Consider the following 26,445-nt stretch of genomic DNA (forward strand, 5'->3'; position numbering starts at 1 on the left):
ACGTGTATCTGCCGAGTTTCTTTTTAATGTTTGACTTGATTACGAAGTGAATCAATATATTGATAAGCCTCTTCTACCTCTTCGTCTGTGTAGCGCTGCTTTGCTTTTAATGTAAATACCTTTTCTTTAACCTCTTCTTTTTCAAGCCCCTCAAAATATAATACAGTAGACACAAGCTCCAAAAAGCGTGCGGACTCGTTGTTTAAGGCTTGCATGCAGTCATCTAATGGAGGCATGTCCAACTGATAATGACCCAAAAACTGCTCGCCCTTTTCAGTTAAGGAGTACCGATATTGGTAATAGCCGCCCTTTTTCTCTTTAACCTCATCTAAAAATCCGAGGTTGCAAAGCTCCTCTACTCGTATCGTTAACTCCTCTGAGTATGGTCCGTAAAAATGAAAGTTGTATTTTTCGTAAAAGGGAAAATCAATTTTTTTCGCGATATAAATCATTTTTTGCAATTTTTTTCGACCTGTAATTTCCCCGGCAGCAGCAAATGCCTTCATTACTTTTGCGTGTTCTGTTAACAAAACCCCTTCATCTCCTCACCAAACTTATAGACCTAGTACTTCTTTTATATTTTGTCTGTCTTTTTCTGGTAGTTTTTCAATCATATCTTGTGGAAAATAAAGCTTGTGATCGGTACGCCTTTTTCCGGAAATGGCCTCTACGATTTCGGACTGTCTTGACAGTTCACGAATTTCGCCATTTGGCATCAACAGGTTAATAGGAAGCCGTTCCTCTTCCTCTCCCGGCCGGTAAAAGTCATATGGCAAATCGGATGATGAATCGACCACTAAATAATATGTCGGGTCTATCCCCGCATTCTCAAAAAGCGTCCTTAGCTCCATCATCTTCATCAACTGTGTACTTGGATCAAACTCCACATATTTAAACAGATTGCGATTAAGAAAACGACGGCATAGATCACTTAAAATCGGATCATTCTCATCCTGCCAAACTTGAAAATAAAAGGAAAAAATCCCTTCATCAAGTCTCACATAATCCTCAAGTGTTAACGTATCTTCAAAAATGGAAACAAAATGAACAGGGGCCGTTTGAAATTCGTAGTTTTCCTTGTACAGCTGTTTTGCACGATGGAGAATTTTCGTTAAAATGACTTCTGCACTTCGTGTAACAGGATGGAAATAAATCTGCCAATACATTTGGTAGCGACTCATAATGTAATCTTCAACCGCATGCATCCCGCTGCTTTTAAAAACAACCTGGTCTTCCTGTGGCCTTATCACACGCAAAATCCGCTCCATGTCAAAGTTTCCGTAGCTAACGCCCGTGTAATATGCATCCCGCAGTAAATAATCCATACGGTCTGCATCAATTTGACTGGAGATGAGACTCACAACTAATTTATTTTTATATGTTTTTGCAATCACTTCTGCCACTTTTTTCGGAAAATCTGCCCCTACATGTTTCAGGACTTGATTGACCTCCGTGTCCCCGACGATGATTGCCTGTGTAAATTCCTCATGATCATAATGGAATACTTTTTCAAAGGAATGTGAAAATGGTCCGTGGCCTAGGTCATGAAGAAGTGCCGCACTTAAGGCTAAGAGCCGTTCCTCTTCATCAAACAATGGCCGATCACGAAACACATCGTCAATAATCCTTCGAACGATTTCATACACACCTAATGAATGGTTGAAACGACTATGCTCCGCCCCATGAAAGGTAAAATAGGTTGTCCCTAATTGACGAATTCGTCGCAGCCGTTGAAACTCTGATGTTGCGACGAGGTCCCAAATCACTCGATCCTGAACATGGACATATCGATGTACAGGGTCTTTAAACACCTTTTCTTCACTTAATTTTCCATTGGAATTTGTCATGTATTCAACCTCTTCCATACTGGCATGCTACTATTATATATATTTATCTATGACAAAAAAACCTAAAATTCTTCATCATTCTCATTGAACCGAGTCATATCAACGGTTGGAAAATTTTTCGACAAAAAAGAAAAGCGCAGGGCGCCCGCTAATCGGCGACAAGCTTAAGACGAGCGCTGACAGAAGGTGCCTTTTACCTTCCGAAGCGATTGGCTTAAGACCTCGAGCCGATGGCTTCTTGAGCTAGACATCGAAACAGCGGAAATAATTTTCCCCTAAAAAATAAAAAAACACCTTTTCTCTTGAGAGAGAAAGGCGATATTAGTCCTTTTTCAGCTTTTTTTCAATCTTTTCAATTAATTCGTCTTCTGTTGGAGCTGAAACAGGGCGATTGTTGACAAATGCGAATGATTTTTTTCGGCCTGGGCCACAGTATGACTGGCAGCGAATGTCAATTGTTGCGTCTCCATCCACTTCTTTTAGGCGTGGCACTAAGGTTTGAATATTCGTTGCCTGGCAATCATCACAAATGCGAAATTCGTTTGCCATTTTGCGTACAATCCCTTCATCTTGTAATTCTAGGTCGTTCTATATGATCGTTCATGTATAACATGCCGATTTACCTGTTTACTTACACTACACGGTATTTTACTCTTCCCCTATTCGTTTTGCAAGGGAACGAAAATAAGTGTGAACCTCTCCAACTAATTGCAAATGCAATTTGATGGATCATCCCTTATCTTAAATACAGTACAAACCAAGCAATTAAGCCACCCTCTGTGCCTCTAGTGCCTGAATAAGACTAATGAGTGAAGACAAGGTTTGAAATGTTCGTTTTGCCAATACAGGAACTTTTGCCTGTAAGGACAACCATGACTTTTCAGACATGGATTTTTGGTATGCTCGAATAAAATATCGAGCCGCTATATTGTAACTGGCTGATAGGTCTGCATGATACACCTTGCCTGTAGTAAATGTTGCAAGGTCTTTTTTCCTGTTACGTTCCACAACCCCAGAACCGTCATATGCTAACGCACTAGTGTTGCGTGCATTTATTCTAGTAATTCGCATCCCTACATAGTGAGCCATTTCCGTTACTTTGTTTTGGATAGCAGTTTTCCGCCAGTACCTTAATTTGAAACGAAGTTTCTTTGCTCCCCAAAAACCTTTTGGTACCCTCATTTTATTGAGGTATTCGAACACAATCGCATCACAACTATGTTCTTTCGCGAACTCCACAATTTCATGAGAAGTATTATTTACAATGTGTTTTTGTAATCCGTTTATTTGTCGCCAGTAGTTCGGTGCCGATACCCAACCTGAAACACGTTGAACTTTACGAAGTTTATTTGTCAATCGATACAATCGGTCTTTTTCTTTGGCTTGGTTAATAAATCTACGAGCCAAGACAGTTCCCTTTGCGTCGACAATAGAACAAACCGCAGAGTTGGTGATCCCCAGATCTACTGCACATATTTTTTGATTCTTTATATCCGTTTTGCTTAATCTAACTTTGTTTGAATAACTGATATTTAGAAAATATTTCTTCCCAACTTTAACAAGTTTGGGATTGTGTTCTTTCCAATTCCAAACATCACGTTTGTATAAATCTTGACCCTTAAATTCGATATCTACCCATACCCAATCATTGTTATGAAACACCTTAATTTGAGCAGTAGTTCCAGATGTCCTTACAAACATATTTCCCCTATAAAAAACAGGGAATTCTTTATGTTCGTGTTGTAGTCTAGGTGGATTTTTTCTAAATTTCTTTCCTTCAGAAACAGCGATTACCTTTTCTTTTTCCCAATTCTGATAGTTAGAACGATAACTCTTTACTTTACCAAATGCAGTAGCAATTGCGTTTCTTCTAAAGTACGAAGGAAATTTATAAAAATTTCGATTAAATTCCTTATATTTAGGTGAAGGATTTGATTTAGTTGTATGAATTAGCTTTTCGACCGGGGCGACTATTGAACTTGAAGAAAATGTTTCTAAGTCACCAATTTCCTTATCAATTACTTTAATGATATAAGTCATTGCTTTGTTATAAACATTTAATGTCGCATCAAAGATGCCTGAGTGATTCATAATTTTATGGCTCAAAGTTTTAGCTACTTTCATATCAAACCCTCCTCTCCGAAACACATGTTCTGCTTTAAATTATACTATATGTTGATTTGTTTGTAAATTTGGAAAAAAATTATGATTGATTATAACAAGATTAGACATGCTCATTATAAATTGTCATATTATCTGTCGTAGTTACAAAATATAAGCATTGATGTATTCAGGATGATATCACGTCTAGGTTGATTGAAATAACAAATAATCTTTTTGAAAGATGGAATTTCACGCTTATTGAAATGAATGGAGAGAAAGACCACATCCATATTTTATTTGATGAGTCACCACAAATTAACCCCATACAAGAAATAACTATTAAACAGTGACATCTTGATATATTGAAAAAATGGCCCAGAAAGGACTCTCAAATTTTTATTAGAAACCATATTTTTGGAGCCTACAGTAATATGATCTTTACTACTGGAGGAGTGACCATAGAAGTAATAAAAAAGGAGATTGAAAATCAAGGTCATTAAGACCTTAGCGCCTAACCCCCACTAAATCAAAGATTTTGAAGGGGAATGCGCCGCTAATTTTTGTTCAAAAAATCTCCACAAGTACGAGTTTGCGATATTGAAATATTTTTAGAATCAAATACGCCAATGCGTATTTGCGCCCAGATTTTTTCGCGTTAGCGCGAAAAGTTACCTTTAAAAATCTGTGGCATCCGCCGGAAGCTTTAATTTTATTCAGCTCCATGCTGAATAAAATTAATCTATTATCCTTTTATGTAAGTGGTATAAAACTTTCATTAATTGACCAATATATGTAATAACCTAACGCAAATATAAACATATATATTGGGAGATGAATAAATATGAAGGAAAGACAAGACGCTTGGACAGAGGAAAATGACCTCTTATTAGCAGAAACTGTATTAAAACACGTAAGAGAAGGGAGTACGCAATTAAATGCATTTGAAGAGGTTGGTGACAAATTAAACCGAACGTCTGCAGCATGTGGATTCCGCTGGAACGCGGTTGTGCGCCATAGTTATGAGAAGGATTTACAACTTGCGAAAAAGCACCGCAAACAACGCCAGCGTGCGCTTGGTAAAACCCAACCTGTGAAAAAACAGCTTTTGTATACACCACCTACTCCAAATCTCGAAGAATTTGCAGATGAGTTCCCGCTATTTCCATCTGAATCTACCAGTGTTCGTAAGGAAGTCGTTCGGACACCGCAGTATTCTGCTGCTAGACCAACATTGACGATGGAATCTGTGATCTCCTATCTTCAATCCATGGGCAGCAACAATCTTGGAATGGAAGCACTTAAATCTGAGAATGAGAGATTGAAAAAAGAAAAGAATGAGATACTTCTTAAAAATCAAGAGCTTGAAAAGAAAATTACACAGATTGAACAAAGCGCTGTGAACATCCAAGAGGACTACGAAACATTAATGAAGATCATGAACAGGGCACGAAAACTCGTCTTATTTGAAGAAGAAGAGCGCCCAGCTACTTCTTTTAAAATGGATCGAAATGGAAATTTGGAGAAGATGGCGGAATAATTTAGATAAACCCCTGGCTGTTTGTTTTTACAAATGGCACAGGGGTTTTGTTTTACCAAGGGCCTACTCCTACAAGTTCTACTTTTTCAATCGTTTTTTCTGGTGTGAAATAGAACATAACAAATATCGACTGAATATCAACCTCTACATAGCTCTCTTCCAATAGGGAACTTTGTACAGTGTAAGCATATCTTCCGTTGTCTTGAAACTCACCGTCTTTCACTGCATCTACTGGCAAATGATCCACCAATAGTTGATAAGCTTCCTCCATATTGGCAATAGGTTCTTTAAATGTAATCACGGGCAGTTCACAACGACCCGCTCCGATTGTTCTACATTTTAGCATTAAGGTATCAGTCTCGTAATCCCGATCTGATTTCTTCTCCATATTGAGTTCAAGATGCTCTAATTTATCGTAAAACCCGCCTTTTGCAGTGGTTGCTACCGTTGTCGCTACAAGTTTTCCCTTTTCATACACATATTTATCTTCATCAAACGGTAATCCTTCATTGACTTCCTCGACTGCTTCTTCCTCAGCCTCTTCTTCTGCTGGTGCAGTTACATCCGTTGCCTTTCTATCTACCCCAGTCACAATAACCGTTCCAACTACAACCACAAACAAAACTAGGGTCACGGTTCCCGCCATTTTACTAGTAACAAACATCTCACTTACTCGTTCAGTCAAGCGTCTCACTGCTCGATGTTCTTCACTCGACGTCCGTCTTTCAAACAACTTCCTAAAGCCCTCACTCAATAATTGAAATGTTAGCAGGAGCAAAGTTAACCCAATCGCTGGAGCCAACGGAATCCACACAGCTTTCATAACCTCATACCGCGCTGCTGACAATAACCCTGGCCAGTCAAACAAACCTGTTACAGAGTAATAACCGGATTCATCTTGAAAAGCCCCACCACCAGGAATATAGATAATGGTATGCTCTATAAAATACTGGAATAACGCAAGCTGCCCCAATAGTAAAGTGACACGTGCCAAATCATTAAAAAAGTTCACGACTAAGCTTTGGGAAACAGATGGGAGATAGTGCATTACCGCTAGCTGGAAGGGAGTACTTCCCACCGTCACACTCGCCTGTACAAACTCTTTTTGAGATACTTCATAGATTTCATGTGCAAAAATATAGCTAACCCGTCCAACTTCAATTAGCGCAATTAAGAGGACCTTCCAATACACACCATTATCCAAGCCATTCGAAGGTATAATCTCCAACAGCAAAATGGCTGCAATAATTGTAGGAATACTTCCAAATAAGGAATACCAACCATTTGACACCATATAAGCAATTCCCTTTTTCGTAGAGGCCAAGAATGCCATCGGAATCGCAATCATATACCGGATCAACGTAATCAACACGATAATTTTTAACGTGTCCTTCGCACCATTCACAAGCATACTTAATAGATCTCCAGCTTCACGGTCCGTTCCTAATGGGTCTTCCAGTGAAGGAGGAAATGGCGCTCTTCCAATTGATCCATCCTCGTAGAATCTCATTCGGTGTTCGGGGATGGTGTCATCAACAAATGGTAAAAGTGGTCCCACAAAGCTTATAAATAACATCAATCCGAAAAGAACTAAACCTGTCCAAAGCGACCAATTTTTCATTAGCCCCCCTCCTTCCTAGTATCCTGGCTTTAAGTACGAAATAATAAACAGCACAAAGAACCAGATAAATATATATTGAAAAAATACTTTTGTGATTTGGGTCCAAATATTTCTTTTTTCAACCACGTATTTATTTTGCCAAATTACAGACACGATTTGAGTGATTAATAGGAGTACAACAAAACAGAAAGAAATTTCTACGATTAAACCGATTTCCGGAAAATCAACAAATGGTTGGCTTTGCGGAATTTTTAAATCTAACCGTTTGATTGACACCATCATTCGCCAGGCTGCACCCTTATACTCCATCAGCCACTCCACAATGAATAGATTCGAAACGACATATGTCATAACCACTCCAAGATGCTGTAAGATCGAACGGAAGCATTTTTTCAGAATATGCTTTTGTATAACAAACCTTTCTGCCAAGCCCTTTGCACGAGCATATTGGATATACATCTCCCCATCTTCACTAGCAAGGGCTGCAAAGGTGATTCTCGCGAAATACATCATCGGGTACAGAGACACAAGAATCCCCGGTAAAATGAAGTTAAACCACTGATCATGACCAAAAAAATCAATAAAATTAAAGTGAATCAAAATCACCCATTGCAGCACAATGATCATGAAAAAATCTGGTAAAGAATTGAGGATAGAGGTTACCCCTGTTCCTAAGAAGTTCAGGTATGTATACCGATTTCGATAGTCAAAAATCCCCTTTGTTATCCCCAGGGAAATCGCTAACGTAAAAGATGTCGCAATTACGGATAAACTTCTCGGAAAATATTCAAGGACAATCTGTTCATAGGGTTCCTTATTTTTCGTTGCCCCTAAGCTGCCCTCAGCCTGAATATTGCTAATAAATTGCTTGATCGTATCCACGCTTTCAGAAACTGGCAGCATTGTTTTTATCGTTGAGAAAAATTTTGAGATATCCCCATTCCCTAAAAAGTAAGCAATGCCAAGGACCACAAGGCCGAAATATAAAATCGATATCAAATCTCGTCCATTAAACACTCTTAATCTTTTAAGCAACCAAATCTCCCCTTACCAGTATTAATTGTAAAAAATAGGAATACATACCACCAGTCTACCATATATGCTATTTTCAGAAAATACCCATAATATAAGACGGGAGGGACTATAAAAGGTTTCATTTCTCACTGGAATTGGGTTGTACAATTATTTTAGGGATGACGCATAAATCCTGAATCCGACGCATATTTCTGGGATCCGGTGCATAAATCCTGAATTCGACGCAAAACCCCGCATCCTGACGCAATCAAAGGCCCCGGAACATAAAAAAAACCAGAGGAATCTCCCCTGGTCATAAATCAACTCTATTATTTTTGTTTTTGAAACAACTCAATCCATTCGCCGTCTGGTCCGTTGAAAAATACATACTTCGCTCCACTTGGAAGGGTTGTAATGTTTTCATCAACAAACTGAACGCCATGTTCCTTCACCCTTGCAATTTCTTCTTCAATATTATCAACAGTAAACGCGATGTGGTGAACCTTTCCTTCTGTTGGAAGGTTTGGGTTGTAGCCTGAAATTAACTCAATTACGGTTTCGTCTGAATGACTGAATCCTAAGAAAGCCAGTTTCAATGACGGATCGACATGGTCCTGCTTTTCTAGCAATTCCAATCCTAGCACTCTTGTATAAAATTCTATCGTTGTATCTAAATCCTTTACTTGAATTCCAACATGTTCTAGTTTTTTAAGCGGCATTCTTTTGCTCCCTCCTTTTTCGAATGACCTTTGGCCGATATTTCACTCCGATGTACGTCACAGCTAGTGCTAAGACAAGCACTGCGCCTTTTACAATTTCAAATGCATAGTATGGTAGATTGAGCATTGTTAGTCCATTTAAAAGAACCCCGATAAGGGCTGCTCCAAAGAATGTTCCAAGTGCGTTTGGTTTTCCGGCACCAAGTACAGAAAATCCAACAAACACGGCGGCAACAGATTCCATTAGCAAAGAAGCACCTGCGTCAATTTGACCTGAACCTACACGTGCAGTAAACAAAATCCCGGCCATGGATGCAAACACTCCCGATACTGTATAGGCAATCAGCTTCACCTTATTTGTGTTAATTCCTGATAATCTAGCAGCCTCTGCATTTCCACCTGTCATATATAAAATCCGTCCCCATCTTGTATGGTTAAGAATTACATACGCAAGTAGTACGAAAACGAACATAATCCAAACCGGAACTGGCAGTCCAAGCATCTCCCCTTGCCCAATCCATAAAAACGCGGAACTAAATTCACCAGGTGCGGTCCCGCCACTTGTTAAGGGCATGTGATTGTAGATGGAGTACCCTTCCGTATACGTCCGGTGTAAGCCTGACACGATATACATCATGCCAAGTGTTGCGAGTAAATCTGGTATTCCTATTTTTACGATTAAAAGGGTATTTACAAGCCCTACTGCAACTCCGACTAATAGTGGCAAAAGCAGGACCACCCAAAGCGGGAGCTCATACCATACCATTAATGATGCCGTGATTACAACCGACAATGACATTGTTGACCCAACTGATAAGTCAAAGCCATCGACAACAAGTGTGAAGGTAACCCCCAATGCAAGAAGTGTCACAATCGAGATTGATCTTAGGATATCGGATAGATTCCCATATGAAAAAAATGCATCATTAATAAAACTAAAATAAATTAAGATAAAGCCCATTAATACAATTGCCCCGTATTTAAACAGGAAGCTGATGATATTTCCTTTCATGTACGTCTTCCTTTCCACCGCTCGCATATAAGAGGATTTTATCCTGTGTTGCCTCTTCCCCTGAAAGTTCCTTCACAATTTCCCCGTCATACATGACGAGAATCCGGTCCGAGATCCGGATGATTTCATCAATCTCAGAGGAAAAATACAGGATCCCTTTCCCCTCATCGGCAAGGGAATAGATAAGCTTGAAAATATCCTGCTTTGCACCGACATCCACTCCCTTTGTCGGTTCATCAAACAAGTAGAGACTTGCATTGCGTGATACCCATTTACCAATCGCAACTTTTTGCTGGTTTCCTCCGCTTAAATGCTCTGCCAAAACTTCCGTGTCATTCGCCTTGATTCCAAGCAGTTCGATGATAGAGCTGGCGTAGCTTTTTTCAGTCTTGCGATTCATGACTAAAAGCGGTGAGAATTTCTTCAAATTGGCAAAGGATAGATTCGTAGAGATTGACTCGTGAATGAATAAGCCTTCCTTACGACGCTCCTCTGAAATAAGTGCCATCCCTGCTTCAATTGCCTGCTGTGAATGGGTAAAATGATACGATTTTCCCTTTATTTTTACTTCACCTTGTTCGTAGGAACGAAGGCCAAATAATGTTTTCGCAAGCTCCGTTTTTCCGGCACCAACTAATCCGACAACCCCTACGATTTCTCCCTCAGAAACAGTAAATGATACATCGTTTAGCTTTTCCCCATCATTAAGCCCGTTCACTTCTAAAAGCAGGTCACCTCTCACCGCCTTCCGTTTCACGGATTGTTCAGTAAAGCTGTTACCAAGCATCGTTTCAACAACTGTTTTCTGGGTAACCTCTTTGGTAGAAAATGTGGTGATCGTCTTTCCATCACGCATAATTGTTAACCGATCACAGATTTCAAACACTTCAGGTAGTCGATGTGAGATAAAAATACAGCCGACTCCCTTTTCCTTCAGCGTTTTTACGATTTCAAACAGATGCTTTGTCTCTTCAATTGATAAAGGAGCTGTTGGTTCGTCAAAGATGATGACCTTCGCCTCATGAGCAAGAGCTCTTGCGATTAGCACCAATTGTTTTTCGGCTAGTGACAGCTCCAATGCTTGTTTTGTCATTGGTATATCTGTTACATTCAAAAGCTTTAAGATTGATGCCGCTTTTTCACGAAGCTTTCTTTTATTGATGAATAAGCTTTTTTCAGTCGAGAAGGTATCAAGTAAAATATTCTCGGCTACCGTGAGCTGTGGCACGATCACAGTGTCGACTTCTTGATAGACGCAGTGAATACCGTATAATTTCGCATCCTTCGGAGAACGGATTTCTATTGTCTCTTCTTCGAGGGTAATCACCCCTGTGTCAAGCTCATAAGCACCTGATAGAATTTTCATCAGCGTGCTTTTGCCCGCTCCATTTGCTCCTAGCAGTGCGTGAACCTCGCCACTTTTTAATTCAAAAGAAGCTTGCTCAAGCGCAACTACCCTTCCAAAGCTTTTTGTTATCTCCTTCATTTCAAGTAAAGGCATCTACATCTTCTCCTTTACGGAGGACCTTAATGGCCCTCTGTTTTACTCACCAGCTTCAAGCTTTTTCAACTCGTCTGTGTAGCCCTGTTCGCTTTTACCCCAGCCTTCAATGTACTGGTCAAGATCTGCTGTTGTAATTTGTTCCGTTGGAAGTGCATCCTTCGTTACGAAAACTGGCTCTAATTTTACGCGTTCAGGTGTTTCGTCACCGTTTAATTGTTGATAAGCAAAACGAACTTGGATGCGTCCGATATCCTTTGGATCAACCGCTGCCGATGCAACCCATGGGCTGTTGTCCGCTTGAATCATTTGTAAGTCTTCATCACTCATATCAATTCCATATACCTTGATATCAGTACGTCCTGCTTGTTGAATCGCACGAACAGCACCTTTTGCAAACTCATCCCATGCAGCCCAAACCGCTGTAATTTGACCTTCTTCAGGATATTGCTTTAAAAGAGCTTCCATCTGTGCTTGTGTATCAAGAGCCGTGTTAGCTGTTGCAGCACCAAATGTTGCAATTTCTTTAATGCCTTCGTTATTGTCAAGAAACTCTTGATAGGCAACCTGACGACGTTCCATTGGAGCGAAGCCCGCTACCCAAATTTTTACGATATTTGCTTCATTACCAGCATCTTCTGCTAATTTTTCAAGTGTCATCTGTGCCATCTGCTGGTCACCTTGTTCAAGAACCGTTACACCCTCAACTTCCACTTCTGCATCAAATACAACGACAGGAATTCCTTTTTCGACTGCTTTTTGAACGGAGCTTTGAAGTGCTTCCTTTGTTCCATGGTCGATTAAAATCGCATCAAAGCCTTGGTTTACCGCTGCATCAACGTTTGATGCCATTTTTGCAAGGTCACCATCAGATGTAAAAACCGTTGTTTCGCCTGCGAACTTTTTCACTTGCTCCTCTACACCCTCAATATACTGCGCTGAGAAAGTTCCTAAGTTTTGTTGCATGATTAAAGCAATTTTTTTACCTGCTAACGGATGATTAGAATTCTTTACTTCTGTGCTGTCTGTTTTCGTTGATTCATCAGCCACTTTCGGTTGGCAACCAACCAATACCGCGATAATTAAAAAGATAGTGAATACTAGTTTTGTTAGTTTCATTGTTTTCTCCCCTTATTTTGTATGTAATCTTATTTTTCAAATCTGTTTACTCAAGTTGAGACAATCACACTCCTGTTTTTATGAGGCTTTCTTTTAAAAAAATAAAAAAGCCTCTTTCTTATCAGAAAGAGGCTTGAAGCATGCAAAAGTCTTCTCACCTCTTATCTGCCAGAAGGAATAATCCTTCTGTTGGAATTAGCACCGTGCCTTGCGGGTCATTTACCCGGCGAAAAAATTCGCCCCATTTCACAATGGTATTACGGTCGGTTGCTGGGCGTCATCGGGCCAAATCCCTCCGCCTACTCTTGATAAGAGAAAATACAGCATTATATTCAATTATGCCTTGGCGTAATTGCGCCCGATTTTTTCGAGCATGCTCGAAATTTCCTTAAAAAAATCGAGGCATCCGCCGGAGGCTAACTTTATTTGGTCGGGATATAAATCCCGGCTAAATGAAGTTCGATTTTTGTTACTTGACGAGAATCATATCATGCCCAAAAACAAAATTCAATATTTTTATTATAAAAAATATTAGAATAGTGAAAACTTACGATAACGCAAATATGGCCGGCTATCGCGCAATTATCAAATCTAAAGCGCAATTCCCACATGCTAAAGCGCAATTATCAAAAATAACGCGCATTTCCTGCCGGCTATCGCGCAATTACATATACACCTGTTATTTTTCCATAAAAAAAAGGCCAGGGAATCCTGGATTCTTATAATGCCTTCTCATTTCGGTTAAGCACTCGCAAAAAATTCTGTTCAAATAACGGCATTTCTTCTGCCGAAAGCTGTGATGAGAAGATATGCTCACTTTCTTTTTTTAATGTTTGAAGAAGTAGCAGCATGACGGTTTGAACAGTGATGTTTGGGTCTATTAATTCTGCTAAAGACGCCATTGTTTCCGGCTTCACATCCGGAAAGACAAATTTTGTATCTGCTCCTTGCAGCCCCACCTCGTAAAATTGGCGAATGGTTTCTGCCCGCTCTGATCCGCTTCCGGTCACGCCTAAATAAATTTGCACCGCTACCCCGTTCCGGAGGCGACGCTGGGAGATACCCGCAAATTTTTTCCCATCTATACTTAAATCATAGCTGCCTGGACAATACGAACCGACAACTTCCCGTGCCACAATGTCGACTTCATATCCCTCAAACATTTTTCGAATCAACTCTAGCATTGTATCGTAGCCGCGATTGATATCAATACCTTTTTCAGTCTCAGGAAAAATGAGTGATATGTTTAACACTCCTTCATCAAGCACCACGGCTAGTCCACCGGAATTCCGTACGATTGTACGATAGCCCTTTGACTTAAGGAGCTCTATCCCTTCTTCAAGAAAAGGCAGTTTCGTGTCCTGAATCCCAAGTACAATGGTCTGGTGGTGAACCCATGAACGTGCAGTAGCTGGCGACTCCCCTTTTCCAACAAATGCACAAAGTGTATCATCTATCGCAAATGATTGTAAGGCATCAAATTGATAGCCCAGACTAGATTGATCTATAATCCGCCAGCTTGGCTGGTGTAAAAGACTTTCGGTCATAAGGCATACTCCTAATATGTAAAAATCACCTTATTATAACATATATCGGTGATTCTTCTATATACGACCCTACACTGTGAAACAAACAAAAAAAGAGCCATTATAGCTCAGTTTCGATGTTTTCTTAGTTTATAAATTTCGCGATTTCATGTGGTGACGATTTACTCATTTTATGACCAATCATTCGATTTATCTTTTTCGAAATGGCATCAACTGATGTATCCAACGTGATGGCTAATTCTTTAAACAATATTTTTTGATTATGAAGGAGAAGTTTACGGTCATGTTCACTTATTTTCTTACCTTCCAATTCAAGTTCATACTTTTTACTCATCAAAGTATTGATAATGTTTGAAATTCCCCTTCTATCACCAGATGAAACTATATCAGAATAACTTTTATTGCGTTCATTTCCGTTTTCAATCCACTGAATTCCTGGCAGTTTGAAGGATTCTAAAACCTCTTCAGCCTCGCTTCGACCGATAATTTTTTTCATCATGATTCGATTATTATCCACTGGGTTTTGGATAATCAAAGTGTCATCTTCAATTGGGTGCATCACATAATAATTACGAGTCGTGCCAGCATATGTTTTCTCACATATGTCATCTATTCGGCAAATTCCCATTGTTGAATAAATAACTAAATCCCCAATATTATACATAATACCAGTCTCCTATCAATGGATTGTCAACTTAGTTGACTATACTCATTATACCCCATATTCCAGAAAACGTCAACTTAGTTGACATTTTGAGAGGCTAATTGTATAGTAATTGCGATTACTACTTTGGAAGTGAACCGTATGGATCAAAAACTAGATAAACTAGACTTACTAGACTCTATAAGCGAACGACATAACCAACTTCGAAAGCTCTCCGAAGAGTTATGGAACAATCATAGTGATATCGCCATTTCTAATTCCGAATGGTACATCATGTCCCGCATCTATAAAAAACAACCTACCATTGCGTATGTTTCTAAAAATGTGGATATAACTAGGCAAGCAACCCATAAATTCATTAAGGGTTTAAAATCAAAGGGCTTAGTCGATGTTATGAACGTCGAAAACAACAAAAAGGTAAAATCAATTCAATTAACTCCTCTTGGGGAAGAATGCTACGAAAAAAATGAGGCTCTTAAAGCAAAGATTGAAAAGCAACTTGCTGAAAAAATAGGAGAAGAACAAATTGAACTTCTTAAAAGCGTACTAAAAATGGAGTGGGGCATATAAATTTGGTTTTGTTGGGCATGCGCAGGTGGATTACTGCCACTAAACTGGATTTACTGTCACTAACAGATATACCCATACAAAATGGCCATGTCCTACGACATGGCCATTTTACATTCTTATAAAGCTTGCGCTGCTGTGATTAAAGCAAGCTTATATACATCTTCCTCATTACATCCGCGTGAAAGATCGTTTACTGGCTGATTTAAGCCTTGTAAAATCGGACCCACTGCTTCAAAGTTTCCTAGGCGTTGGGCGATTTTGTACCCGATATTACCCGCTTCAAGGCTTGGGAAGACAAATACATTTGCGTCACCTTTGATAACGGAATCCGGCGCTTTTTTCTTCGCTACAGATGGAACAAATGCCGCATCAAATTGGAATTCTCCGTCCAATACCAGTGTAGGATTCATTTCTTTTGCAAGCTTAACCGCGTCTACAACTTTTTCTGTTTCAGGAGACTTTGCAGAACCCTTTGTTGAGAAGCTAAGCATAGCCACTCTTGGTTCAATATCGAACATATCGGCAGTATTTGCACTCTCAACTGCGATTTCCGCTAAATCCTGGCTGTCTGGATTAATGTTAATCGCACAATCAGCAAATACATATTTCTCATCATCACGAACCATGATGAACACACCTGAAGTCTTTTTCACGCCTTGCTTTGTTTTGATGATTTGAAGAGCAGGGCGAACTGTATCCGCAGTGGAATGTGCAGCACCACTAACAAGTCCGTGTGCTTTGCCCGTATATACAAGCATTGTTCCAAAATAGTTTTCGTCCTTAAGGATCTTTCGCGCATCCTCTTCTGTTGCCTTTCCTTTACGTCTTTCAACAAACGAAGCTACCAGCTGCTCGAACTCTGGGTATGTGCTTGCATCATAGATTTCTACACCTTCAAGAGAAACCCCAAGCTCATTTGCTTTCGTTTCAACCGCAGACTTTTCACCAATTACGACTGGTATTAGCACTTTCTCACTTGCTAAACGGCTTACTGCTGTTAAAATTCGGTCGTCCAGTCCTTCAGGAAATACAATTTTCATGTTCTTCCCAGCTACTTTTTGTTTTAATTCTGTGAATAAATCGCTCACGTTAATATCCTCCTTGTAAATCAAAAATGCTTTTATGTAAAATGGGTTCTATACCCTTAAAAACTGCCAACCATAAGGATACGGCTTTTTTCACAATTTGAAAACCAAAAAGCCTCAGAAGTCCTGTGACAGTATTATGACACTAACTTCAATTTTCCCAACAACCTGACAAATTACTCATACTTGCTTCCGTTCACAAAATTGTCTCAGGTTTATTCACATGGTTGTAGGGGAAACTATGATATAGTAATGTTTGTAAACACATACAAGGAGTGATAATTATGGCTGAAGCAGCAAAAACGCTTGATGGCTGGTATTGCCTTCATGATTTCCGATCTATCGATTGGACCTCTTGGAAGACTCTTTCAAGTGATGAGCGCCAAGCAGCAATTCATGAATTTCTTGGTTTAGTGGAGAAATGGAATAAGACACAGAGCGAGAGCCAAGGTAGTCATGCATTATACACTGTTGTTGGTCAAAAAGCCGATTTTATGATGATGATTCTTCGACCAACAATGGAAGAATTGAATGAAATCGAAAATGAATTCAACAAAACAACGCTTGCTGAATACACAATCCCTACATATTCTTATGTATCTGTTGTTGAATTAAGTAACTATGTGAATGAAAGTGGTGAGGATCCATACCAAAATCCTTATGTACGCGGGCGGCTTTATCCAACCTTGCCGAAGAACAAATATGTGTGCTTCTATCCGATGGACAAGCGCCGTGAGGGCAATGACAACTGGTACATGCTTTCAATGGATGAGCGCAAGGAGCTTATGCGAAGCCACGGTATGATCGGTCGCCAATATGCTGGAATCGTAAAACAAATCATCACTGGCTCTGTCGGTTTTGATGATTATGAATGGGGCGTAACCCTATTCTCAGACGATGTACTTCAATTTAAGAAGCTCGTGTACGAAATGCGCTTTGATGAAGCAAGTGCACGTTACGGTGAATTCGGGGCATTCTTCGTAGGAAACATTTTAACAGAAGAAAAAGTTCCACAGTTTTTACATATTAATTAGAAAAGTGCAAGGCGCCTGCTTATCGGCGACAGGCATAAGACTAGCGCTGACAGAAGGTGTACTTTACCTTCCGAAGCGATTGGCTAGACCATAGAGCCGATGGCGACAGGAACTAGACAATGAAAAAAGAGAGGGCATCCTCTCTTTTTTTTTCGTCCACATTCATAATCCTTTTTCCTCTTTCATACAATGCAATGATGAATCCGCAAAACATATCCACCAGAAGTCTAATGAAAAATCCCAAAAATACTCAAAAAGCAGGAACCCATTTTTCACCTCAACAATACGTTAGTAAAGAGACTTTTTTCTTTTGTAAGTGAGGTGAAAAGATGGCAGTAGTTGCGCACACGGAGCAAGATGTAAAGCTGTTAGCAAGACTGTTGCGCGCAGAGGCTGAAGGCGAAGGCAAGCAAGGCATGCTGTTAGTAGGGAATGTCGGGGTAAATCGCGCGAGATCTCGTTGTCTTGATTTTAAAGACATTACCACCATTCGAAAAATGGTCTTTCAAAGTCCCGGGGGCTTTGAAGCAACCCAAAAAGGCTATTTTTACCAGGCAGCTCGACCAACTGAAATTGCACTTGCACGAAGAGTACTAAAAGGGGAAAGATTCCACCCTGCAAGGTTTTCTTTATGGTTTTTTGAACCATCAGGAAACTGTCCGGCACAATGGTATAACCAGTGGAACGTGGGAAGGTTTAAAGCGCATTGCTTCTACCAGCCTACACAGGAAGATTGTCCTGGCGTATTCTAAGGAATTCGCCTTATAGAAAGAGATTAAAACATTCTGAGGAGGGCTTACATTGAGTAAAGACAATCAACAAATGCAAAATCCATATGCAGCGTACGGGTATATCCCCCAAAGCTATGAACAGTATGGCAGCTATATGGACCCTAGGCAATTCGGAGGATATACGTATCCCGTTCAGCAGCAACAAGGGGGCTTTCAGGTACCGCAAATGCCATCACAATTCCCTGCTGGGGGTATCGCGGAAAATGTACCAGGTATGCTTCCACTACAAGAATCCTATATTGAAAACATTCTACGCTTAAACAAAGGTAAACTTGCCACTGTATACATGGGATTTGATAACACCAACCAACAAAAAGTGTTCAAAGGTCTCATTGAGGCGGCAGGTCGTGACCATATTATTTTGAGTGACCCGCAATCAGGCATGCGCTACCTATTGTTAATGGTCTACTTGCAATATATTACATTTGATGAAGAAATTGATTATGAATATCCATTCTCAGGTGCCGCTGGTCCTGGACTTGTAAACTACCCACCACGCTAAAAAAGAAAGGAGTGTCCGCAGACGCTCCTTTTTTCGATTAACGCTGTCTAGTTCCAGGCGCCATCGGATCGAGGTCATAAGCCAATCGCTTCGGAAGGTAAAGTGCACCTTCTGTCAGCGCTCGTCTTATGCTTGTCGCCCATGCCAGGATGGCTAGGATTCCAGCGTTGGGCACAGGACGTGCCCGCCTTTAGCTGGAATTGGGGCGCCTTGCACTTTTCTCATTATAAATGTTTAACTGCAGCCACCATCAATAAAACCCAGCCCAGTAAAAAGGCCACACCGCCAAGTGGTGTAATAGCACCCAGAATTTTAATACCTGACACACTTAAAATGTACAAGCTTCCTGAGAATAAAATAATCCCGACGAACAAGCTCCAGCCAGCTGTGGTAATCAGACTCACTTGTGAAAACTTATCTGCTAAAAACGCCACCACAAATAAGCCAAGCGCATGAAACATTTGATATTGTACCGCTGTGTTCCATGTTTTTAAATATTTTTCCGTAATCTTTCCCTCTAATCCATGTGCACCAAAGGCACCAAGCGCAACCGCCAAAAAGGCGTTAACCGCTCCCAATATTAAAAATAGTTTCATTCGTATTCTCCATCCTTTTTCGAAATTCCATTTTTATTTTACCATATTCAATATAAGATAGTAGTAAGAGGTGTTATTGCGATGAACTTTGACATTTTACCTGTTGGAGACACGGCATTGCAGATTTTTTATAAAGATCCTGCTTCCGATGCCTTACAGCGCCAAATCCAGCAAACTACCAAACAAATTGAAAAAACGAATGTACTAGGGATCATCGAGCTCGTCCCCGCGTATCAATCCATTACGATTTACTATAATCCGATTCTCATATCTTATAAAAATCTTTCAACACAGGTTTCTGAGATTTGCAAAGGGATTGCCGCGGAAACAACATCCCTGCTAAAACAGGTTATTGTAATTCCAACCTGTTACGATGGTGAAGATCTTAGCGGTGTTGCCCGCGGGAATGGCCTGTCTAACGAAGAAGTCATTTCCCTGCATAGCAGTGTCGATTATCTCGTCTATATGATTGGTTTTCTACCGGGTTTCCCTTATTTAAAGGGGCTTCCAATGAGACTTGCCACACCACGTCTAGCCAACCCACGGCTAAAGGTTCCTAAAGGTGCCGTGGGCATCGGCGGTGACCAAACTGGGATTTACCCACTCGAGTCACCGGGTGGGTGGAATCTCATCGGCAGAACCCCCGTACCCTTATTTGACCCTGAAAAACCAGAACCATTTTTACTCAAAGCAGGGGATTACTTGCGTTTTAAGCCGATCACTTCCGCTGAATATAAGGAAATTGAAAGTCTCGTAAAAAAACATAAATACATGGTCGAGGTGAAAAAAGTTGAAAACAATTGATCTGAATTGTGATTTAGGGGAAAGCTTTGGCGGCTATAAAATTGGCAACGACAAGCAGGTTCTCCTGCATATTTCGAGTGCCAACATTGCATGCGGATTTCACGCTGGGGACCCTCATGTGATGAATCAAACCGTCCAGCTTGCGAAAAAATATGGCGTGGCTATTGGGGCTCACCCAGGTTTCCAGGACCTTGCTGGATTCGGCAGGCGAGCGATAGCCGTTTCACCAACTGATGTCTATGATCTCGTTCTCTATCAAATTGGCGCACTTACTGCCTTTACTCAGGTGCATGATGTAAAGCTCTCACACGTAAAGCCACACGGTGCCCTTTATAACATGGCTGCGGTTGATAGTAACCTTGCCGAAGCTATCGCTAGGGCAACAGTCAATTTCGACCGTTCTTTGGCTCTGTATGGCCTTGCCGGCAGCAAGCTTATCGAGGCAGGGGAAAAATACGGACTAAAAACGGTTTCGGAAGTTTTTGCTGACCGAACCTATCAACCTGACGGAACCTTGACACCGAGGAACCAGCCAAACGCCATCATTCATGACAGTAATGATGCCATCAGGCAAGTCCTGCAAATGGTAAAAGAACAAACTGTTCAAGCTATTACTGGCGAAGTGATTCCAATCAAGGCAGAGTCGATTTGCGTTCACGGCGACAACAGCCATGCTCTTCAATTTGTGCAAGAACTGCGTCACGCACTAACCAAAGAAGGCATCACAATAAAGGCAATCAGGTGATTTTAATGGGACAACCACTTTTTACTGTTCTTAAAAAAGGGCTCTATACTACTTTTCAGGACTTAGGCCGTTACGGCTATCAGCAATTTGGAGTTGTCACGAGCGGTGCGATGGATTCATATTCAAGTCAGCTTGCAAATATTCTTGTCGGTAATGCGAGAGATGAGACTGTGCTTGAAATCACCATGCTTGGTCCAGCATTACGAGTAGAGGCAGATGCGATATCAATCGCTGTTTGTGGTGCCGATCTGAGCATGACCGTGAACGGAAACATAGCACCACTTTGGAAATCCTTTGTTGTGAAAAAAGGGGATATGATTCAATTTGGCAAACCCGTATCAGGTACTCGCACATACTTAGCAGTTGCTGGCGGTTTTAATGCAGAGGCAGTACTTGGAAGTAAATCGTATTACGCGAAGGCAAAGCTTGGAACAGAAATCAAAGACGGGGATATTCTTTTTGGGCAGGTTAGTATTTTTCGAAAAAATACAGGGCTTTCGCATCACCTTATTCCTAGCTTCGATAAGGAAGTAAAAGTACGTGCCATCCCAGGGCCACATGTAAATTATTTTACAGAGGATGCTGTTAAGCAATTTTTTTCAGATACTTACCAGACTGTCCAAGGTGACCGAATGGGCTACCGATTAAAAGGGACAAAGCCGTTACAGCATAAAGACAAGGCCGAAATTGCATCAGACGCCATCCCGCTTGGCGGCATTCAGGTGCCAAGTAATGGTGAACCAATCGTCCTGTTAGCTGATCGACAAACAACTGGAGGCTATCCTCGAATCGCAACGGTCATTTCGGTTGATATTTATAAAATTGCCCAGCTTCCGCCCGGCGGGAAGATTCGATTTGAACGTTGCAGCATTGAAATCGCCCACGAACTTTATAAAAAAAGAGAAATCTTTCTCCAAAGCCTTCAGGGATAACGGTGTCCTGGAGGTTTTTTCTTTGCTGCCGAGTTCTTTTTATTGGATATCGGACAAACTTTTGAATATATCGGACATTAATCATATTTTATCGGACGAAGAATCTTGGATATCGGACGAAATGCGAATTATATCGGACATTAATCAAGGTATATAGGACAAAGTCAAAATTCCCACAAAAAAAGACCCTCTAAAAATCAAATAGAGAGTCTCCGTTTGCATCGTCTTCTTTTAATTTTGCGGTATGTTGAATCGTTGTTGGCTGCATCGCTGGAATAGGTTGTATAACCTGTTGCACCGGCTGCACCGGCATAGCCGGAACGTGCCTTACCTCGGCTGGCGATTCTTCCAAAACGAGGTCACATAGCGTTCGAATGGCCATTAACCGCTCTCTCACCTTTTGTTCACTCGCCTGACTCTTTGCCGTCTGTAATTCCTGCTGCATTTTATCTAAAATCTTATCCACAGATATATTCACAAATTTCACTCCTAAGCTCGGATATCTACGTTGTAGGAAGGCTTCTGCGTCGTCTTTAGCTGCTTTTCTTCAAATTTCATACAATGTGCCCCAGAGGATCTGAATACCGTGATGGAGGGCATTGCCTGCGTCTTGAAATTAAACGCGCGGCAGCCACGTGGATATTTTGGGTCCCATGTCGTGTAAAAATGCTTGCACTTTAAACAATTGACTTTCTTTTGCATCCCTTCACTACCTTTGTAAAATCGATACCTCCATTTTCCCACGAGCAAGGATAAGCGTCAAACTCACATTTTTACATTCTAGCAATAATACGAAAAAACCCCCTCGAGACTCGTCTCTGAGGGGATTCACGCAGGATTTATGTAAAATTACTTACCAGCAACTGCGTCTTTAAGAGCTTTACCTGGTTTGAATGCAGGTACTTTGCTAGCTGCGATTTCAATTTCTTCACCAGTTTGTGGGTTGCGGCCTTTACGAGCTGCACGCTCACGAACTTCGAAGTTACCGAATCCGATTAATTGTACTTTATCTCCGCTACTTAATGCATTTTGAACAGCTTCAAATACTGCGTCAACAGCTTTTGTTGCATCCTTTTTAGAAAGCTCTGCACTTTCAGCAACTGCACTGATTAGTTCTGTTTTGTTCATTGTTCAATTCTCCTCTCCAAATAAGCACATATTCTTTTTACCACTTTTTTCATAGGTTCGCAAGATTTTCGGCTAAATTCGTCCTATTAAACTTGCGTATAAGCTATTACATCACTAGATTAGCCAAAAAACAAGCATTTCAAACTAAATTTCCATAAATATTTAAAAAAACTTTGTTACTACCAAGTTTTACCGAACCTCTTGTTTTTATACTTGGAAATACTAAAAAAAATACAGGATGAAAGGAGGGCCCAACATGGCTCGAAGAAAACGCCGGCCACTCATTCCAGAGGCACGAGAAGGACTTGACCAGCTAAAAGCGAATGTCATGAGAAAACAAGGGTATAAAACAGACCCAGCCAATCCAGACAAGGTAAAATATGAGGTAGCAAGGGAATTGGGAATCCCATTAAATGATGACTACAATGGCAACCTCACTTCCAAACAAGCCGGCAAAGTAGGCGGTAACATTGGTGGGAATATGGTCAAAGAAATGGTTCGCATGGCTCAAGAAAACTTAAATAAATAGATAAAAAAGCTGCTTCATCCAAAAAAAGGATGGCGCAGCTTTATATTTTATCGCTTCTAAAAAGCTAGCCCCGAAGGCTGGTTATAATTTGGTTGAGTTCCGTATCATGCCTGCCCGTTTTAGAACTCAGATATTCAATATCAATTTTCACACCTTTTATTTCCGAAGATACAACGTCAAAAACTTTGCGTTGCTCATCTAATTTGTCGTTGGTATATTTGGAATTGCTACGCAGTTCTGATGAAAGACTATCAATTCTTGTCTCAAGATTATCGACTTTTATTTCAATACGCCCTTGCCCTTCTTTTAAGCCTATTACGTCTTCTTTTAAGCCCGATACATCCTCTTTTAAGCCTTTAATCTCTGATAAAATTTGTTTTAGGATTTCCTCCATAATTATCAGCTCCCGATTATAATAAATTTAGTATAACACACACCTTACTCTCTTTTCTGTTAATTACATCACTTGAAATATTAGGAAATGGGCAGTTTTTCCTATTACCAAGAATTTCATATACAGCCCAATCAATTATCGATAAAATGGGTATACAAACGCTTTCACTATGGAGGTGGAATTTTACGGTGTCTTCATTTTCTAAATTCTTATATAGCATTGGAGCAGTGTTATTTCTACTTTCCTTTTCCATCACCTGTTATTATGCCTATCAAATTTTCAATTTCGGCAACAAAGCGGAAACAGCAACAGCCAGTAAGCCCCGCTATCATTTTGTGCTCGTACCCGAGGAGCTCGATAATGATTATTGGCGACTTGTTGAAAATGGAGCGAAAGAGGCAGCCAAGGATCTGAATGTCGTTCTTGAATATATTGGTCCAAAACAAGCAAATACAGAAGAACATATTAGGACTCTCGAAATGGCCGCCGTCTCAAGGGTGGATGGTATTTTAACACAAGGTCTTCAGGAAGAACAATTTACTCCGCTGATTAACCAGATTGTCGAAAAGGGAATTCCGGTAATTACTGTAGATACCGATGCAATAACAAGTAAGCGATTATCCTATGTTGGCACTGACAATTACTATTCGGGCTTTATTGCGGGTCAGGCATTGATTGAAGATACAGGCGGGAACGCAAATGTTGCGATTATTACCGGAAACTTCAACGCTTCTCATCAGCAGCTTCGTGTTCAAGGCTTTAAAGATGCGATTCAGCATGCGGAAGGGATCGATATTATTGCGATTGAGGAGTCAAATATCACAAGGGTTCGCGCTGCGGAGGCGGCTAATAGAATCCTTAAAGAACATCCAGAAATCACGGCCTTTTATGGAACAAGTGCCTTAGATGGCATAGGAATTGCGCAGGTTGTAGAACATTATCAAAAACAAGATCAAGTCTATATTCTAGCCTTCGACACCATTGAGGATACGATTCAATATATGAGAAGAGGCACAATAGACGCTACTGTCATGCAAGAGCCTTATAAAATGGGGTATCAATCCGTCCAAATGATGATTGACTTAATCGAAAGACGAAGCGTTCCTAATACAGTACATACAAAGACTAGGGTCATTCGGGTTCAAGATCTGCCCCTGGATTCAAGGAGCATAATAAGGATGGATCCATCATGATCATTCAAATTCGGACGAAATTACTCCTCTATTTTATGATTGTCTTTATTATTTTGAATGCAGTTGCTTTTTTGTTTTATAAAAGCAGTGAGAAAATTGTGTCGGAATATGATGATAGCTTTGAAAAATTTCTATTATTGAATGATATTTCACAGCAGGTCAATCTCGTCAATGAAAAATTGCAATCCTATATCGTGGAAGAAGAAGACGGCTTTCTAAAAGATTATTTTCGAGCCAGAAAACAGCTGTTAACCTACCAAGGACAATTAACCAATGAGCTTTCAAACGAAAATAACGCCATTACTCTATCGAATTATAAAAATATGATTAGCAGCTACATTGAGGCTACTGATTTAACGGTTGGCACCTTCCAACAAAAAGAGATTAATCAGTACTCCTCACACTTAAATGAGGTTACAAAGTTTGCTGGGTTTATTCAAGAAACAACACTGTCCCTAGTCAATAATGAGCTAACTGACTATCAATTATTTTACGAAGAAATCGAAAATCAGAATCGAAATTTCACATTAATGGGGATGTCTTTATTTAGTTCAACCTTTTTATTGAGTTTGCTTTTAGCCCTGTTGTTATCGGGCGGAATTACAAAACCGATTCGCCAATTATCTGAGGCTGCTACTGAAATCTCAGAAGGGAATTTTTCGGGGGATGAAATCAAGGTTACAACCAATGATGAGTTGAAGCTTTTAACAAACACCTTTAATCAAATGAGACTTAACATTCGTCAATTGGTAAGCGAAATCAAGCAACAATCCGAGCTTGACAAGCTGCTGAAGGAAATGGAGTTAAAAAGCCTGCAAAACCAAATTAATCCTCACTTCCTGTTCAATACACTTAATACGGTTTCCAAAATGGCTTACATAGAAGAGGCTCAAAATACGTCTCGGTTAATCGAAGCCATTGCTGCCTTGCTTCGTTATAATTTGGGTTATTTACATAAATCTTCAACTCTCTTAAACGAAGTCAAGATTGTCAAAGAGTACTTTTATATTCAACGTACCCGCTTTGGCGAACGGATTGATTTTAAAACAGAGGTTGATCCTGATTGCTTGAATATCGAGATACCGTCACTTTCCCTCCAGCCCATCATCGAAAATGCCTTCATTCATGGGATTGAATCGAAAGAGGAGGGTGGAGTTATTAAGCTAAAGGTTTTTAAGAAACATGACCGGATCATTGTGGAGATTACGGACAATGGGGCCGGGATGGATGAGAACACGTTAATGAAGCTTAGACAAATAGCAAAAGGAACCTCACCTGAGGATAGTGTCCAGCTTGAAAAATCAACCGGGCATTCAACTGGGATTGGGGTAAAAAATGTCATTCAACGACTTCAGCTATTTTACAAGCAAACCGACATCATCGAAATTGAGTCAATAAAAGAGAGTGGAACCACTTTTCGACTTTTGCTTCCTTATGATCATAAAGGGGGGAACTGAT

Annotated in this window: 30 protein-coding genes and 1 riboswitch; of the genes, 12 read left to right on the forward strand and 18 right to left on the reverse strand. The window is 40.4% G+C overall.

The features are described from left to right. Positions 1 to 23: 23 nt before the first annotated feature. The 4 genes from LKW28_RS05025 to LKW28_RS05040 form a co-directional block, all read right to left on the reverse strand. Entirely contained in the window at positions 24 to 530 is a 507-nt protein-coding gene (locus LKW28_RS05025) for a YwgA family protein (RefSeq protein WP_229139252.1), read from the reverse strand. Positions 531 to 554: 24 nt separating this feature from the next. Continuing rightward, positions 555 to 1,847 (reverse strand): HD domain-containing protein, encoded by a 1,293-nt coding sequence (locus LKW28_RS05030; protein ID WP_229139253.1) that lies wholly within the window; start codon positions 1,845 to 1,847, stop codon positions 555 to 557. A gap of 321 nt (positions 1,848 to 2,168) precedes the next feature. Next, positions 2,169 to 2,396 (reverse strand): DUF1450 domain-containing protein, encoded by a 228-nt coding sequence (locus LKW28_RS05035; RefSeq protein WP_077619961.1) that lies wholly within the window; start codon positions 2,394 to 2,396, stop codon positions 2,169 to 2,171. A gap of 216 nt (positions 2,397 to 2,612) precedes the next feature. Next, positions 2,613 to 3,971 (reverse strand): transposase, encoded by a 1,359-nt coding sequence (locus tag LKW28_RS05040; RefSeq protein WP_229139254.1) that lies wholly within the window; start codon positions 3,969 to 3,971, stop codon positions 2,613 to 2,615. 188 nt (positions 3,972 to 4,159) lie between these two features. On the opposite strand from LKW28_RS05040, the gene LKW28_RS05045 reads away from it, so the two are divergent. Continuing rightward, a complete protein-coding gene (locus tag LKW28_RS05045; protein WP_229139255.1) occupies positions 4,160 to 4,300 on the forward strand; it encodes a transposase in 141 nt (46 codons plus the stop codon). Positions 4,301 to 4,791: 491 nt separating this feature from the next. Continuing rightward, complete coding sequence (locus LKW28_RS05050; RefSeq protein WP_229139256.1) at positions 4,792 to 5,487, forward strand: RsfA family transcriptional regulator; 696 nt, start codon at positions 4,792 to 4,794, stop codon at positions 5,485 to 5,487. A gap of 52 nt (positions 5,488 to 5,539) precedes the next feature. Here LKW28_RS05050 and LKW28_RS05055 read toward each other — a convergent pair whose 3' ends face one another. From LKW28_RS05055 to LKW28_RS05090, 8 genes are all read right to left on the reverse strand, one after another. Continuing rightward, positions 5,540 to 7,108: an ABC transporter permease subunit gene (locus LKW28_RS05055; RefSeq protein WP_229139257.1), complete on the reverse strand. Its 1,569-nt coding sequence runs from the start codon at positions 7,106 to 7,108 to the stop codon at positions 5,540 to 5,542. Positions 7,109 to 7,123: 15 nt separating this feature from the next. Continuing rightward, positions 7,124 to 8,143, reverse strand: coding sequence for an ABC transporter permease subunit (locus LKW28_RS05060; protein WP_229139258.1), 1,020 nt, complete (start codon positions 8,141 to 8,143; stop codon positions 7,124 to 7,126). A 308-nt stretch (positions 8,144 to 8,451) separates the two neighbouring features. Continuing rightward, a complete protein-coding gene (locus LKW28_RS05065; protein ID WP_229139259.1) occupies positions 8,452 to 8,841 on the reverse strand; it encodes a VOC family protein in 390 nt (129 codons plus the stop codon). After that, complete coding sequence (locus LKW28_RS05070; RefSeq protein WP_229139260.1) at positions 8,831 to 9,853, reverse strand: ABC transporter permease; 1,023 nt, start codon at positions 9,851 to 9,853, stop codon at positions 8,831 to 8,833. The genes LKW28_RS05065 and LKW28_RS05070 overlap by 11 nt, the downstream gene beginning before the upstream one ends. Further along, a complete protein-coding gene (locus LKW28_RS05075) occupies positions 9,822 to 11,354 on the reverse strand; it encodes a sugar ABC transporter ATP-binding protein (RefSeq protein ID WP_229139261.1) in 1,533 nt (510 codons plus the stop codon). The genes LKW28_RS05070 and LKW28_RS05075 overlap by 32 nt, the downstream gene beginning before the upstream one ends. Positions 11,355 to 11,396: 42 nt before the next feature. Then, the gene (locus LKW28_RS05080; RefSeq protein ID WP_229139262.1) at positions 11,397 to 12,473 is read right to left on the reverse strand and encodes a sugar ABC transporter substrate-binding protein; all 1,077 of its coding nucleotides are present in this window, start codon (positions 12,471 to 12,473) and stop codon (positions 11,397 to 11,399) included. Positions 12,474 to 12,631: 158 nt separating this feature from the next. Further along, a riboswitch (SAM riboswitch) is annotated at positions 12,632 to 12,788 on the reverse strand. A gap of 404 nt (positions 12,789 to 13,192) precedes the next feature. Then, positions 13,193 to 14,020: a lipoate--protein ligase family protein gene (locus tag LKW28_RS05085; RefSeq protein WP_229139263.1), complete on the reverse strand. Its 828-nt coding sequence runs from the start codon at positions 14,018 to 14,020 to the stop codon at positions 13,193 to 13,195. 124 nt (positions 14,021 to 14,144) lie between these two features. Continuing rightward, on the reverse strand, positions 14,145 to 14,684 hold the full coding sequence (locus tag LKW28_RS05090) for a CarD family transcriptional regulator (RefSeq protein WP_229139264.1): 540 nt from the start codon (positions 14,682 to 14,684) through the stop codon (positions 14,145 to 14,147). 141 nt (positions 14,685 to 14,825) lie between these two features. Between LKW28_RS05090 and LKW28_RS05095 the strand changes: the two genes are divergently transcribed. Beyond that, positions 14,826 to 15,254: a MarR family winged helix-turn-helix transcriptional regulator gene (locus LKW28_RS05095; protein ID WP_229139265.1), complete on the forward strand. Its 429-nt coding sequence runs from the start codon at positions 14,826 to 14,828 to the stop codon at positions 15,252 to 15,254. Positions 15,255 to 15,370: 116 nt separating this feature from the next. Here the strand turns inward: LKW28_RS05095 and pta are convergent, their stop codons facing one another. Next, positions 15,371 to 16,342 (reverse strand): phosphate acetyltransferase, encoded by a 972-nt coding sequence (gene pta, locus LKW28_RS05100; RefSeq protein WP_229139266.1) that lies wholly within the window; start codon positions 16,340 to 16,342, stop codon positions 15,371 to 15,373. 281 nt (positions 16,343 to 16,623) lie between these two features. Here pta and hemQ point away from each other — a divergent pair, with 281 nt between their 5' ends. The 3 genes from hemQ to gerQ all read left to right on the forward strand — a co-directional run bounded on the left by hemQ (position 16,624) and on the right by gerQ (position 18,666). Beyond that, a complete protein-coding gene (hemQ, locus tag LKW28_RS05105) occupies positions 16,624 to 17,373 on the forward strand; it encodes a hydrogen peroxide-dependent heme synthase (protein ID WP_229139267.1) in 750 nt (249 codons plus the stop codon). 329 nt (positions 17,374 to 17,702) lie between these two features. Next, positions 17,703 to 18,125, forward strand: coding sequence for a cell wall hydrolase (locus tag LKW28_RS05110; RefSeq protein ID WP_229139268.1), 423 nt, complete (start codon positions 17,703 to 17,705; stop codon positions 18,123 to 18,125). A gap of 49 nt (positions 18,126 to 18,174) precedes the next feature. Then, complete coding sequence (gerQ, locus tag LKW28_RS05115; protein WP_229139269.1) at positions 18,175 to 18,666, forward strand: spore coat protein GerQ; 492 nt, start codon at positions 18,175 to 18,177, stop codon at positions 18,664 to 18,666. Between the two features lie 37 nt (positions 18,667 to 18,703). Here gerQ and LKW28_RS05120 read toward each other — a convergent pair whose 3' ends face one another. Both LKW28_RS05120 and LKW28_RS05125 read right to left on the reverse strand, forming a co-directional pair. Continuing rightward, the gene (locus LKW28_RS05120) at positions 18,704 to 18,841 is read right to left on the reverse strand and encodes a hypothetical protein (RefSeq protein ID WP_229139270.1); all 138 of its coding nucleotides are present in this window, start codon (positions 18,839 to 18,841) and stop codon (positions 18,704 to 18,706) included. 49 nt (positions 18,842 to 18,890) lie between these two features. Next, the gene (locus LKW28_RS05125; RefSeq protein WP_229139271.1) at positions 18,891 to 19,262 is read right to left on the reverse strand and encodes a DUF423 domain-containing protein; all 372 of its coding nucleotides are present in this window, start codon (positions 19,260 to 19,262) and stop codon (positions 18,891 to 18,893) included. Positions 19,263 to 19,343: 81 nt separating this feature from the next. On the opposite strand from LKW28_RS05125, the gene pxpB reads away from it, so the two are divergent. From pxpB to LKW28_RS05140, 3 genes are read left to right on the forward strand one after another with little or no spacing between them, the layout of a single operon-like run. Further along, complete coding sequence (gene pxpB / locus LKW28_RS05130; protein WP_229139272.1) at positions 19,344 to 20,066, forward strand: 5-oxoprolinase subunit PxpB; 723 nt, start codon at positions 19,344 to 19,346, stop codon at positions 20,064 to 20,066. Continuing rightward, complete coding sequence (locus LKW28_RS05135; RefSeq protein WP_229139273.1) at positions 20,053 to 20,811, forward strand: 5-oxoprolinase subunit PxpA; 759 nt, start codon at positions 20,053 to 20,055, stop codon at positions 20,809 to 20,811. Before pxpB ends, LKW28_RS05135 begins: the two co-directional genes overlap by 14 nt. 5 nt (positions 20,812 to 20,816) lie before the next feature. Further along, positions 20,817 to 21,743 carry a biotin-dependent carboxyltransferase family protein gene (locus tag LKW28_RS05140; protein WP_229139274.1) on the forward strand — a complete coding sequence of 309 codons (927 nt, stop codon included), beginning with the start codon at positions 20,817 to 20,819 and terminating at the stop codon, positions 21,741 to 21,743. A 190-nt stretch (positions 21,744 to 21,933) separates the two neighbouring features. Here LKW28_RS05140 and LKW28_RS05145 read toward each other — a convergent pair whose 3' ends face one another. Next, complete coding sequence (locus tag LKW28_RS05145) at positions 21,934 to 22,221, reverse strand: YwdI family protein (protein WP_229139275.1); 288 nt, start codon at positions 22,219 to 22,221, stop codon at positions 21,934 to 21,936. A gap of 371 nt (positions 22,222 to 22,592) precedes the next feature. After that, a complete protein-coding gene (locus tag LKW28_RS05155; RefSeq protein ID WP_010677267.1) occupies positions 22,593 to 22,871 on the reverse strand; it encodes an HU family DNA-binding protein in 279 nt (92 codons plus the stop codon). Positions 22,872 to 23,127: 256 nt separating this feature from the next. Here LKW28_RS05155 and LKW28_RS05160 point away from each other — a divergent pair, with 256 nt between their 5' ends. Next, entirely contained in the window at positions 23,128 to 23,400 is a 273-nt protein-coding gene (locus tag LKW28_RS05160; RefSeq protein WP_229139277.1) for an alpha/beta-type small acid-soluble spore protein, read from the forward strand. A gap of 64 nt (positions 23,401 to 23,464) precedes the next feature. On the opposite strand, the gene LKW28_RS05165 is transcribed toward LKW28_RS05160, so the two are convergent. Further along, positions 23,465 to 23,794 carry a hypothetical protein gene (locus tag LKW28_RS05165; RefSeq protein ID WP_229139278.1) on the reverse strand — a complete coding sequence of 110 codons (330 nt, stop codon included), beginning with the start codon at positions 23,792 to 23,794 and terminating at the stop codon, positions 23,465 to 23,467. 146 nt (positions 23,795 to 23,940) lie between these two features. Here LKW28_RS05165 and LKW28_RS05170 point away from each other — a divergent pair, with 146 nt between their 5' ends. Beyond that, positions 23,941 to 24,987, forward strand: a complete 1,047-nt coding sequence (locus tag LKW28_RS05170; RefSeq protein WP_420708815.1) for a sugar-binding protein — start codon at positions 23,941 to 23,943, stop codon at positions 24,985 to 24,987. Next, positions 24,984 to 26,444: a sensor histidine kinase gene (locus LKW28_RS05175; RefSeq protein ID WP_267497879.1), complete on the forward strand. Its 1,461-nt coding sequence runs from the start codon at positions 24,984 to 24,986 to the stop codon at positions 26,442 to 26,444. Before LKW28_RS05170 ends, LKW28_RS05175 begins: the two co-directional genes overlap by 4 nt. Position 26,445: the final 1 nt, after the last annotated feature.

The sequence above is a fragment of the Bacillus sp. REN16 genome, assembly GCF_020731355.1.
Taxonomy (GTDB): Bacteria; Bacillota; Bacilli; order Bacillales; family Bacillaceae_L; genus Ferdinandcohnia.

Bases quoted from the DNA above. Each gene is read 5' to 3' on its own strand.
- LKW28_RS05155 (WP_010677267.1), bottom strand. From the start codon at position 22,871: ATGAACAAAACAGAACTAATCAGTGCAGTTGCTGAAAGTGCAGAGCTT.
- pxpB (WP_229139272.1), top strand. From the start codon at position 19,344: ATGAACTTTGACATTTTACCTGTTGGAGACACGGCATTGCAGATTTTT.
- LKW28_RS05095 (WP_229139265.1), top strand. From the start codon at position 14,826: ATGGATCAAAAACTAGATAAACTAGACTTACTAGACTCTATAAGCGAA.
- LKW28_RS05035 (WP_077619961.1), bottom strand. From the start codon at position 2,396: ATGGCAAACGAATTTCGCATTTGTGATGATTGCCAGGCAACGAATATT.
- LKW28_RS05080 (WP_229139262.1), bottom strand. From the start codon at position 12,473: ATGAAACTAACAAAACTAGTATTCACTATCTTTTTAATTATCGCGGTA.
- LKW28_RS05040 (WP_229139254.1), bottom strand. From the start codon at position 3,971: ATGAAAGTAGCTAAAACTTTGAGCCATAAAATTATGAATCACTCAGGC.
- LKW28_RS05110 (WP_229139268.1), top strand. From the start codon at position 17,703: ATGGCAGTAGTTGCGCACACGGAGCAAGATGTAAAGCTGTTAGCAAGA.
- LKW28_RS05170 (WP_420708815.1), top strand. From the start codon at position 23,941: ATGGGTATACAAACGCTTTCACTATGGAGGTGGAATTTTACGGTGTCT.
- hemQ (WP_229139267.1), top strand. From the start codon at position 16,624: ATGGCTGAAGCAGCAAAAACGCTTGATGGCTGGTATTGCCTTCATGAT.
- LKW28_RS05085 (WP_229139263.1), bottom strand. From the start codon at position 14,020: ATGACCGAAAGTCTTTTACACCAGCCAAGCTGGCGGATTATAGATCAA.
- LKW28_RS05175 (WP_267497879.1), top strand. From the start codon at position 24,984: ATGATCATTCAAATTCGGACGAAATTACTCCTCTATTTTATGATTGTC.
- LKW28_RS05090 (WP_229139264.1), bottom strand. From the start codon at position 14,684: ATGTATAATATTGGGGATTTAGTTATTTATTCAACAATGGGAATTTGC.
- LKW28_RS05160 (WP_229139277.1), top strand. From the start codon at position 23,128: ATGGCTCGAAGAAAACGCCGGCCACTCATTCCAGAGGCACGAGAAGGA.
- LKW28_RS05030 (WP_229139253.1), bottom strand. From the start codon at position 1,847: ATGACAAATTCCAATGGAAAATTAAGTGAAGAAAAGGTGTTTAAAGAC.
- LKW28_RS05050 (WP_229139256.1), top strand. From the start codon at position 4,792: ATGAAGGAAAGACAAGACGCTTGGACAGAGGAAAATGACCTCTTATTA.
- LKW28_RS05140 (WP_229139274.1), top strand. From the start codon at position 20,817: ATGGGACAACCACTTTTTACTGTTCTTAAAAAAGGGCTCTATACTACT.
- LKW28_RS05065 (WP_229139259.1), bottom strand. From the start codon at position 8,841: ATGCCGCTTAAAAAACTAGAACATGTTGGAATTCAAGTAAAGGATTTA.
- LKW28_RS05075 (WP_229139261.1), bottom strand. From the start codon at position 11,354: ATGCCTTTACTTGAAATGAAGGAGATAACAAAAAGCTTTGGAAGGGTA.
- LKW28_RS05070 (WP_229139260.1), bottom strand. From the start codon at position 9,853: ATGAAAGGAAATATCATCAGCTTCCTGTTTAAATACGGGGCAATTGTA.
- LKW28_RS05165 (WP_229139278.1), bottom strand. From the start codon at position 23,794: ATGGAGGAAATCCTAAAACAAATTTTATCAGAGATTAAAGGCTTAAAA.
- LKW28_RS05125 (WP_229139271.1), bottom strand. From the start codon at position 19,262: ATGAAACTATTTTTAATATTGGGAGCGGTTAACGCCTTTTTGGCGGTT.
- LKW28_RS05055 (WP_229139257.1), bottom strand. From the start codon at position 7,108: ATGAAAAATTGGTCGCTTTGGACAGGTTTAGTTCTTTTCGGATTGATG.